General features: G+C 67.2%; 8 protein-coding genes and 1 pseudogene. 1 reads left to right on the top strand and 8 read right to left on the bottom strand.

Features of this window, described 5'->3' with window-relative positions:
• Window positions 1-299: 299 nt before the first annotated feature.
• From lnt to CF70_RS19285, 8 genes and pseudogenes are all read right to left on the bottom strand, one after another.
• The gene (lnt, locus tag CF70_RS19255) at window positions 300-1,892 is read right to left on the bottom strand and encodes an apolipoprotein N-acyltransferase (protein WP_035868034.1); all 1,593 of its coding nucleotides are present in this window, start codon (window positions 1,890-1,892) and stop codon (window positions 300-302) included.
• Entirely contained in the window at window positions 1,889-2,761 is an 873-nt protein-coding gene (locus tag CF70_RS19260; RefSeq protein WP_035868036.1) for an HlyC/CorC family transporter, read from the bottom strand. Before CF70_RS19260 ends, lnt begins: the two co-directional genes overlap by 4 nt.
• A 240-nt stretch (window positions 2,762-3,001) precedes the next feature.
• Window positions 3,002-3,436: rRNA maturation RNase YbeY (ybeY, locus tag CF70_RS38050; protein ID WP_235185124.1), on the bottom strand; the 435-nt coding region annotated here is incomplete at its 5' end.
• 3 nt (window positions 3,437-3,439) lie between these two features.
• Window positions 3,440-3,752: pseudogene (locus CF70_RS38055) on the bottom strand (rRNA maturation RNase YbeY); the annotation flags it as partial.
• 14 nt (window positions 3,753-3,766) lie between these two features.
• On the bottom strand, window positions 3,767-4,765 hold the full coding sequence (locus CF70_RS19270; protein WP_035868037.1) for a PhoH family protein: 999 nt from the start codon (window positions 4,763-4,765) through the stop codon (window positions 3,767-3,769).
• 30 nt (window positions 4,766-4,795) lie between these two features.
• Complete coding sequence (miaB, locus tag CF70_RS19275; RefSeq protein ID WP_035868040.1) at window positions 4,796-6,148, bottom strand: tRNA (N6-isopentenyl adenosine(37)-C2)-methylthiotransferase MiaB; 1,353 nt, start codon at window positions 6,146-6,148, stop codon at window positions 4,796-4,798.
• A gap of 96 nt (window positions 6,149-6,244) precedes the next feature.
• The gene (locus tag CF70_RS19280) at window positions 6,245-6,619 is read right to left on the bottom strand and encodes a hypothetical protein (protein WP_035868043.1); all 375 of its coding nucleotides are present in this window, start codon (window positions 6,617-6,619) and stop codon (window positions 6,245-6,247) included.
• A gap of 155 nt (window positions 6,620-6,774) precedes the next feature.
• Complete coding sequence (locus tag CF70_RS19285; protein ID WP_035868046.1) at window positions 6,775-8,463, bottom strand: ClcB-like voltage-gated chloride channel protein; 1,689 nt, start codon at window positions 8,461-8,463, stop codon at window positions 6,775-6,777.
• 310 nt (window positions 8,464-8,773) lie between these two features.
• On the opposite strand from CF70_RS19285, the gene CF70_RS19290 reads away from it, so the two are divergent.
• A partial coding sequence (locus CF70_RS19290) for a DEAD/DEAH box helicase (RefSeq protein ID WP_035868056.1) occupies window positions 8,774-9,940 on the top strand: 1,167 nt, incomplete at its 3' end.

The following is a 9,940-nucleotide window of genomic DNA, read 5'->3' on the forward strand; positions in this document are numbered from 1 at the left end:
GGCATGTGGTGTCGGCGTTTTGCAACGAATCGGGTAAACACCGAAGCCCTCTAAAGCTCTGCCGGATACTGGCCGTTAGTGTTTTTGTATACAGTATTAAGCAGAGCTGTGCATAACAGCCGAAACCGTCCGAATCAATTCATCAGGGGGACACCGGTCATGTCGCTACTTTCTCGGAAGCCTTATCTCGTCGCCATCGCAGTGATGATAGCCGCCGCCTTGCTGTCGGCTGTGGCTGGCTTGGCAGCCTGACAAGCCTGCTGGCCCGTCTGCTGGCCCGTCTGCCGGCCCGGCCGCCGTCAGCGTTGCTGGCGGCGGCGCCAGGCCGCCAGGGCCAGCACCAGCAGGCAGGCTGCCAGCGCCGGTATATTTCCCCAGCGCACATAAGGGGTGAGACCCTGTGTGCCCTGCACATTGGCGGTGAGCGTGCCGACCGTGAAGGCTGGCAAGCGCGCGGCCACCACGCCGTCCGGCGTCACCACGGCAGTCATCCCGGTATTGGTCGAACGCAACATCGGCCGGCGCATTTCCAGCGCGCGCATGCGCGAGATCTGCAGATGCTGGTCCAGCGCAATGGTGTCGCCGAACCAGGCCAGGTTGGTCACATTGACCAGGATATTGGCCGGCACCGGCTGGCTGCGCAGCGTCTCGGCGATTTCCTCGCCGAACAGATCCTCGTAGCAGATATTGGGTGCCACCATGATGCCGCGCACCGGCAGCGGGGCTTGGTCCAGTCCGCCGCGGCGGAAGTCCCCGAGCGGCATTTTCATCATGTCCACGAACCAGTGGAAACCCAAGGGAATGAACTCGCCGAACGGCACCAGGTGGTGCTTGTTGTAGCGATACAGCCGTTCGGTCAGCGGACCCAGGCCGAAGACGCTGTTGGTGAAATCGACCGGTGAATCCGCCCCGGCGGCGCCAAACAGCACGGTGGTGCCGCTGGCCACGGTGAAGTCGCGCACCGCGATGGCGATGTCCACGGGCAGGTCCTGCAGGATCACCGGGAAGGCGGTCTCGGGCGTGACCACGAGATCGGCCGGGGCGGCCGTGATCAGGTCGCGGTATAGCTCGATGGAGCGCTGCACGCCGGCTGGTTCGAATTTGATGTCCTGTGCCACATTGCCCTGCAGCAGCCGCACGGCAATGGGCTTGCCGGCCGCGATAGTCCAGGCGACCGGCACCAGCGCGGCGCCGCCCAGCGGCAGCGCCACGGCTCCCGCCAGGGCGAGCGCGCCGGTGCGCTTGCCGCCCGGGCCGGCGCTGCCGAAGCCGCGCACCGCTGCCACCAGCAATGCAGCCACAGTTGCCGCCAGCGCGCCGATGCCGTAGACCCCGATCAGCGGCGCGAAGCCGGCCAGCGGACCATCGGTATGGGCGTAGCCGCTCGACAGCCAGGGAAAACCGGTGAACATCACGCCGCGCAGCCATTCGGACAGCCCCCAGGCCGCGCCGAAGGCGAGCGGCGCCAGCAGCGTCACGGAGGCCGCGCGCGTCCGGCGCGCCATCAGCCAGTGCCATGTCGCGGCGGCCAGCGCCGGAAAGAGCGCGATGAAGCCGGCAAGCAGCAGCACGGCAAGCAGCGCCATCCAGGCTGGCATCTCGCCATAGACGTGCATGCTGATATAGAGCCACCACACGCCGGAGAGGAACCAGCCCAGGCCAAAGGCGTAGCCGGTCGTGGCCGCGCCGCGGGTGCGGGGCGCATCGGCGACCAGCGCCACCAGCCCAGCCAGCGACAGCAATTGCAGCCACCACCAGGTATGGGGCGCGTAGGCCTGGGTATGGGCGACACCCAGGACGGCGGCCAGCAACAGTCGGGGCAGGCTCACGCCGCGCGCGTTGTCGCGCCCGGCGCTGGCGGCGCCGGGCCATGCCTGGAGCAAGCGCTTCATGCGCCGTCCACTTCGGGCGGGTTGAGCGGGGCCTCGCGGCGCACCAGCAGCAGGTGAGCCTGGCGGGCGTCGGCGCGCAGGACTTCGAAGCGCATCGGGGGCAGTATCACCACTTCGCCGCGATGCGGCACGTGGCCGAGGTGGTTGCTCAGCAAGCCGCCCACGGTGTCGACGTCGTGATCGGAGAAGTGCGTGCCGAAGGTTTCGTTGAACTGCTCGATCTCGGTCAGGCCATGCACGCGCCAGCCGCCATCGGGCAGTTGCACGATCTTGTCATGATCCTCGTCAAGGTCGAACTCGTCCTCGATGTCGCCCACGATTTGTTCCAGCACGTCCTCGATGGTGACCAGGCCGGCGACGCCGCCATACTCGTCCACCACCATCGCGATGTGGTTGCGGTTGATGCGGAAGTCGCGCAACAGGATATTGAGGCGCTTGGATTCGGGGATGAATACAGCCGGGCGCAGGGTCTCGCGCAGGTCGAATTCCTCGTCGGTGTAGTACCGCAAGAGGTCCTTGGCCAGCAGGATGCCGATGATGTTGTCGCGGCTGCCTTCGTAGACAGGAAAGCGCGAGTGCGCCGTCTGCCGCATGAAGGGGATGAAGCTCTCCGGCGCGTCGGCGATATTGACGGTGTCCATCTGGCCGCGCGGCACCATGATGTCGCGCGCGGTGAGTTCGGAAACCTGGAACACGCCCTCGATCATGGAGAGGGAGTCGGCGTCGATCAGGTTGCGCGCATGCGCATCCTGGAGCACCTCGAGCAATTCAGCGCGGGTATCGGGCTCGGGGGAGATGAAATCCGAGAGCCGTTCGAGCAGGGATCGGGGACGGTCGGCTGACTTCGAACTGGGGTAAGGGTCGTTCATGGCGCGGCGAGCGCGGGGTGGATATCGGTTGAAGGATACACTAAAAGGGTTTGGGATCTGTGACGGGGGGTGTTGGGGTGGGGTTTGAAACTGCGACTTCTGCTTCAACTGCTTAACTTCAAGGTCAAAAGCAACTGCAGTTTCACCACCCCTGCGGCCAGGTACACCTTGACGGCTCGCTTCGCATCGCGGGTGGGTGATTCCCGCCGTGGGGGCGGGAATCGCGGCTACACCTGGCTTTCAGACCTTGTTTTTGACATCTGCCTGGTACGGGTCGGCGAAGCCGAGCGCTTGCAGCGTTTCCGTCTCGATGGCTTCCATTTCCTCCGCCTCAGCGTCCTCTTCGTGCTCATAGCCCTGCGCATGCAGCACGCCGTGCACGATCAGATGCGCATAGTGCGCCTCAAGCGGCTTCTTCTGCTCGCGCGCTTCCTGCTCCACCACCGGGCAGCACAGCACGATATCGCCGCTGACCGGATCGGACTCATGCTCCGCATAGGCAAACGTGAGGACATTGGTCGCGTAGTCCTTGCCCCGGTAGCTGCGGTTCAGGCTGCGGCCTTCTTCCTCGCCGACGAAGCGGATGGTCAGCGTGGCATCGGCGTACAGCGCTGACTTGGCCCAGGTCTGCACCTTGCGCTGCGTCGGCAGGCCGCGCCGGCCCCTGACACCCCCNNNCCTCGCCGTACTGCAGCGCGAGTTCCAGCGACGGGGGCGTGGCTGGGGTGCCGGTGGTGGTGACCACGGGCGTGGCGGTGACGGCCACGGATAGCGCGTCATGGTTGTCCGGGCGCACCAGCAGGCCGGCCTGCTGGCGGTCGTCGGTGTGCTCGGCCAGCAGCGCGAGCACGCCGTCGGCGGCTTGCGAGAGGTCCACGGTGATGCTGCGGCCGTCAGGCAGTTGCACGCGCACGGCGTGCGCCTGGGTCTTGCGCGCGCGGCCGTCGGCGTCAAACAGGATCAGGCTGGCGGGGGAGGAGTTTGCGTTCACGATGTTGCGTTCGGTTAAGCGTCTCGGTGTTGAGCGTGATATTCGTCATAGGCATCGACGATGCGTGCCACCAGCGGATGGCGCACCACGTCGAGGCTGGTGAAGCGGGTCATGGCCACGCCGCGCACCTCGCGCAGCACGTGCTGCGCTTCCACCAGGCCGCTCTTCTGGCCGCGCGGCAGGTCGATCTGGGTGGTGTCGCCTGTGATCACCGCCTTGGAGCCGAAGCCGATCCGGGTCAGGAACATCTTCATCTGCTCGGGCGTGGTGTTCTGCGCTTCGTCCAGGATGATGAAGGCGTGGTTCAGCGTGCGCCCGCGCATATAGGCCAGCGGCGCGATCTCGATCATCTGGCGCTCGAACATCTTCTGCGTGCGGTCGAAGCCGAGCAGATCGTACAGCGCGTCGTACAGCGGGCGCAGGTAGGGGTCGATCTTCTGCGCCAGGTCGCCGGGCAGGAAGCCCAGGCGCTCGCCGGCTTCCACCGCCGGGCGCGTCAGCACGATGCGCTTGACCGAGTCGCGTTCCAGGGCGTCCACCGCGCACGCCACGGCCAGGTAGGTCTTGCCGGTGCCGGCCGGGCCGATGCCCAGTGTGAGGTCATGCGAGAGCACATTGCGCAGGTAGTCGCGCTGCATTGGCGTGCGCCCGTGCAGGCCCGCGCGGCGCGTGTGCAGTACGGGCGATTCGTCCTCGAGGGCGTCGGCCTCGGCACCGCCGGCGCCGTCCGGCACATAGGCGCCGTGCGCGGCGACCTGGCGCGCTTCGACCAGCCCGAGCTGCACGTCGTCGATCGACAGCGCTGTGCGGGCCTGGTTATAGAAGCGCTCCAGCGCGGCGGCAGCGTCGCGCGCGTAGGCGCCGCGCACCGTCATGCGGTGGCCGCGGCGCAGGATGGTGACGTCGAGGGCCTGCTCGATCTGGCGCAGGTTTTCGTCAAGCGGCCCGCACAGGTTCTGCAGGCGGGTGTTGTCGTCCTTGGGGGCGACGAATTCGGCTGAGGGAATTTTCATCTGGGAACAAGTGGCGCAACGCGGCCTGGATTACTGGCGCACTACGATTTCGCCGCGCAGCGAGTGCGGGAAGGCTTCGGTGATGGCCACGTCCACCATCTCGCCGACCATGCGGTCGCGGCGGTCCTGGGGCACGCCCGGCAGCGCAAAATTCACCACGCGGTTGTTCTCGGTGCGGCCGTGCAGCTCGGTCGGGTCCTTGCGCGCCGGGCCTTCCACCAGGATGCGCTGCACCGAGCCGACCATGCCTTTGCTGATGCGCTGCACGTTTTCCTCGATGGTGGCCTGCAGGTGCTGCAGGCGCCGCAGCTTGACCTCGTGCGGCGTGTCGTCGGCCAGGTTGGCCGCCGGCGTGCCGGGGCGCGGGCTGAAGATAAAGGAGAAAGAGGTGTCGTAGCCGATCTCCTCGATCATCGCCATCAGCTTGTCGAAGTCCGCCTCGGTCTCGCCGGGGAAGCCGATGATGAAGTCCGACGACAGCGACATGTCCGGTCGCAGCGCGCGCAGCTTGCGGATGATGCTCTTGTACTCCAGCACGCTGTAGCCGCGCTTCATGGCCATCAGGATGCGGTCGGACGCATGCTGCACCGGCAGGTGCAGGTGGTTGACCAGCTTCGGGCAGCGCTCGTACAGCTCGATCAGCCGCGGCGTGAATTCCTTCGGGTGACTGGTGGTGTAGCGGATCCGCTCGATGCCGGGGATCTCGGCCACGTACTCGATCAGCAGCGCGAAGTCGGCGATTTCGCTGGTGTCGCCCATGGCGCCGCGGTATGCGTTGACGTTCTGCCCCAGCAGCGTGACTTCGCGCACGCCTTGCCCGGCCAGCCCGGCGACCTCGGCCAGCACGTCCTCGAACGGGCGCGAGACTTCCTCGCCGCGGGTGTAAGGCACCACGCAGTAGCTGCAGTACTTGGAGCAGCCTTCCATGATCGAGACAAAGGCGCTCGGGCCTTCGACCCGCGCCGGCGGCAGGTGGTCGAACTTCTCGATCTCGGGGAAGGAGATGTCCACCTGCGAATGGCCGGTCTGGCGGCTGCGGTCGATCATGGCGGGCAGGCGGTGCAGCGTCTGCGGGCCGAACACCACATCGACATAGGGCGCGCGCTTGACGATGGCGGCGCCTTCCTGGCTCGCCACGCAACCGCCCACGCCGATCACCAGATCGGGCTTCAGCGCCTTGAGCGCCTTCATGCGGCCGAGTTCGGAGAACACCTTCTCCTGCGCTTTTTCGCGCACCGAGCAGGTGTTGAAGAGGATCACGTCCGCATCTTCGGGGTTGTCTGTCTTTTCCAGGCCTTCGGCGGCGTGGAGCACGTCGACCATCTTGTCCGAGTCGTACTCGTTCATCTGACAGCCGTAGGTTTTGACGAAGACTTTTTTCATGGTGCCGATCTCAGTGGTTGACCTGGGGGCATCAGGGTTTTATGGGGACTCAACAAATCCGGGAGCCACGGCACGTTGCCGCGTCCCGGACGACGATCATTGCGCGGTTTTCTGTTCCTGCTCGCTCAGCACCCAGGCCGTCAGCAACTGGCCGTAGAGGTCGAGCTTGAACCGCACCGGCAGCTTCTGGCCGGCCACCGCCGCGATGGGCAGCAACTGGTTGTCGGTGCCGAACAGCCGCAGGCCGGGCGCCACGCCAACGGTCTTGCCGTCCAGCGTTGCCGATTGCGGCGCGCCGGGCGACGGCGCGGCGAGCACCAGCCGGGCTTTCGCCGCGTCGGCCGGGATCACCCGCAACGGCGCCTGCCCGTGTGCCGTTACCGGCAGCAGCGCGGCGCATGTGGCGAGCGATGCGGCAAGCAGGGTCGCCCGCAGGAACAGGGCAGGGCGCGCGGCACGGTTGGCTGACATGGAGGCTCCGGCGAAAAACGGTTCGGGAAACGAAGGCGATGCGGGTCGTCCGCGGCAAGCGGCGCACCAGCCAAGTCTACGCGCACCGTGCCGCCGCGCCTGGCGCAGGCCGGGCAACCCGGTATTCTACCCGGTCGCCCGCCGCCCGCGCTGGCCTAGAACAGTCCGGATGCTTCCTGCAGCACACGCCGCTTTGAGACCGTCCCCATCAGTTCGCGCCCGCCGTTATCGCGGATCACCGGGATGCGGTTGAGCGCATGATGGGTGAACAGGCTCAATGCGTCGGGCAGGCGCGACTCGGGGGTGAGCGTGGGGAAGTCGCGTTCGCACAGCGCAAACAGGTCGGCATCCGGCTGCTCGCGCAGCGCGCGCTGCACGGCGTGGATCGACAGCGCGCCCAGCAGGCAGCCATTGGGCGCCACCATATAGAGGTAGCGCGTGCCGGTCTCGGCGAACTTGTCGCTGGCCTGTCCCAGCGTCGCGTCCGGGCCGATCGTGGTGTCGGTGGGCTCGCACAGCCCGGCCAGCGTAAGCGCCCGCGCGCGGTCCGCCGCAGCCGAGGCTTGCGTACGCTCGGCCACCACGCTGTACAGGGATAAGGTCTGGCAGCGTGAGGCGGTGTAGTAGGCCGCCGCCGCGCCGATCATGCCGGGCAGCAGCAATGCCGGCGCCAGCGTCATCTCGAACACCATCAGCACTGACATCAGCGGCGCCTGGCTGGTGGCGGCCAGGAAGGCGCACATGCCCACCAGCGGCAGCAGCGGCGCGCCGCTGCCTCCCGGCACGGCGGGCGCCAGCAATTGCCCGAGCGCGGCACCGACGAACAGCGAAGGGGTGAACACCCCGCCCACCGCGCCCGAGCCCATGCTGAGCACGGTGGCCAGCAGCTTGGCCAGCAGCACGGCCGCCAGCGACACGCTCAGGGGATGCGCCATCAGGATCGACTGGATGGTGTAGTAGCCATTGCCTACCACCTCCGGCACCCAGATCGCCAGCACGCCCACCAGGGCGCCGCCCAGCGCCAGGCGCGGCACCATGCCGCCCGGCACGTGGGCGAAGGCGCCCTTGGCCAGGCTGGAGGCGCGCATGAAGAGGGCGCCCGCGACACCGGCCAGCACGCCCAGCAGCACGGCGGCGAGCAGCATCGGCGCGTGCAGCATGTCAGACGGTACATGCAGGCCCGGGTACAGCGGCTGCAGGCCGCCGTGCAGCTGGCTGACCACGGTGCCCGCCACCGAGGCCAGGAACAGCGGCATCAGCCGCTGCACCGCCACCGCGCCGAACACCACCTCGGCGACAAAGACCGCGGCCGACAGCGGCGTGTGATACACCGAGGCCAGCCCCGCTGCCGCGGCGCAGGCCGTGAGCATGCGCCTCAGGTTGGTGTCGCCATCGGGGCCGGCTCTGCCGCGCGCCGACGGGAACAGCGAGCCGCACAGCGCGGCGAGCTGGATCATCGCGCCCTCTTTACCGACCGAGCTGCCGGTGACGATGGAGCAGAACGACGACAGCGCGCGCAGCAATGTGATGCGTACAGGCAGCCGCCCCGTGCCGCTGGCGACTGCTTCCATATAGTCGGAAACGCCGGGTTGTGCCGCATTGAGCCTGGCCGCGGCGGTCAGCAGCAAGCCCGCGACCACGCCGCCGAGGGTCGGGATCAGCACCCGCCAGGCCAGCGCCAGCCCGGCAAATACGGTGACGATATCCGCATGCGTGCCAAACATCACGTAGCCGCTGGCGTCCAGCGCTTCCTTGAACAGGGTGGTGACGATGGCAGCGGCGATCCCTACCGGGATGGCTGTAAAGAGAGTGACTTCCTGGTCTTCGATGAACCTGAACCGCATCGTGACGTCATCCGGGGGGGAGGATGGATCCGGGCCGGGCATGCCCGTGCCCGCGGGGGCACGGCCAGGCGGGACCAGGGCGTGCCTGGCCGCCATGATAGCGCAGCGCCACCCGGACCCATCGGGCCCATCGGGGCGCCTGCCGCGCGCGATAGCGCCAGGCTGGTACACTAGCGGTCTTTCCTCCTAAAGAAGCGGGGGCAGTCGCCTCGTTTCGCCGGTCGCTCTTTTCCGGTTTTCGGTTTTCTCACTCACGTCGCCCCCGCGATTGGCGCACCACATGCGCAAAGGGCGGCCGAAGCGTCAATTCATGTCTTTTTCCGATCTTGGCTTGTCCGACAAGCTTATGCGTGCCGTGGCCGAACAGGGCTATACCACGCCGACTCCGATTCAAGCGCAGGCGATTCCCGCCATCCTCAAGGGGGGCGACCTGCTCGCCGGCGCGCAGACCGGCACCGGCAAGACTGCCGGCTTCACGCTGCCGCTGCTGCAACTGCTGTCCGAATCCCCGGCTGCCCGCGAACCCGCGCGCGGACAGCGCCTGCCGGTGCGTGCGCTGGTCCTGACCCCCACCCGCGAACTGGCTGCCCAGGTCGAGGAAAGCGTCCGTAACTACGGCAAGTACCTCAAGCTGCGTTCGATGGTGATGTTCGGCGGCGTGGGCATCAATCCGCAGATCGAACAACTCAAGCGCGGTGTCGATATCGTGGTGGCCACGCCTGGCCGCCTGCTCGACCACCTGTCGCAACGCACCATCGACCTCTCGCACGTGGAAATGCTGGTGCTGGACGAAGCCGACCGCATGCTGGACATGGGCTTTATCCACGACATCCGCAAGATCCTCAACGTCCTGCCGCCGAAGCGCCAGAACCTGCTGTTCTCGGCCACCTTCTCCGACGAGATCCGTGGCCTGGCCGACCGTCTGCTTGACAATCCCGCATCCATCGAAGTCGCGCGCCGCAACACCACGGCCGAGACCGTGGCGCAGCGCGTCTACCCGGTGGACCGCGAGCGCAAGCGCGAACTGCTGGCCCACCTCGTGCGCGAGAACGACTGGCACCAGGTGCTGGTGTTCACCCGCACCAAGCACGGCGCCAACCGCCTGGCCGAGCAGCTCGACAAGGAAGGCCTGTCGGCGCTGGCGATCCACGGCAACAAGAGCCAGTCGGCCCGCACGCGCGCGCTGACCGAGTTCAAGGCCGGCACACTGCGCCTGCTGGTGGCCACCGATATCGCCGCGCGCGGCATCGACATCGACCAGCTGCCGCACGTGGTCAACTACGACCTGCCCAACGTGCCCGAAGACTACGTGCACCGTATCGGCCGCACCGGCCGCGCCGGCGCCGAGGGCGAGGCGATCTCGCTGGTCTGCGTGGATGAAACCGCCTTGCTGCGCGACATCGAGCGGCTGATCAAGCGCCAGATCGAACAAACCATCCTGCCGGGCTTCGAGGTCGATCCGAGCATCCCGGCCGAG

Source organism: Cupriavidus sp. SK-3, from assembly GCF_000611145.1.
GTDB lineage: Bacteria > Pseudomonadota > Gammaproteobacteria > Burkholderiales > Burkholderiaceae > Cupriavidus.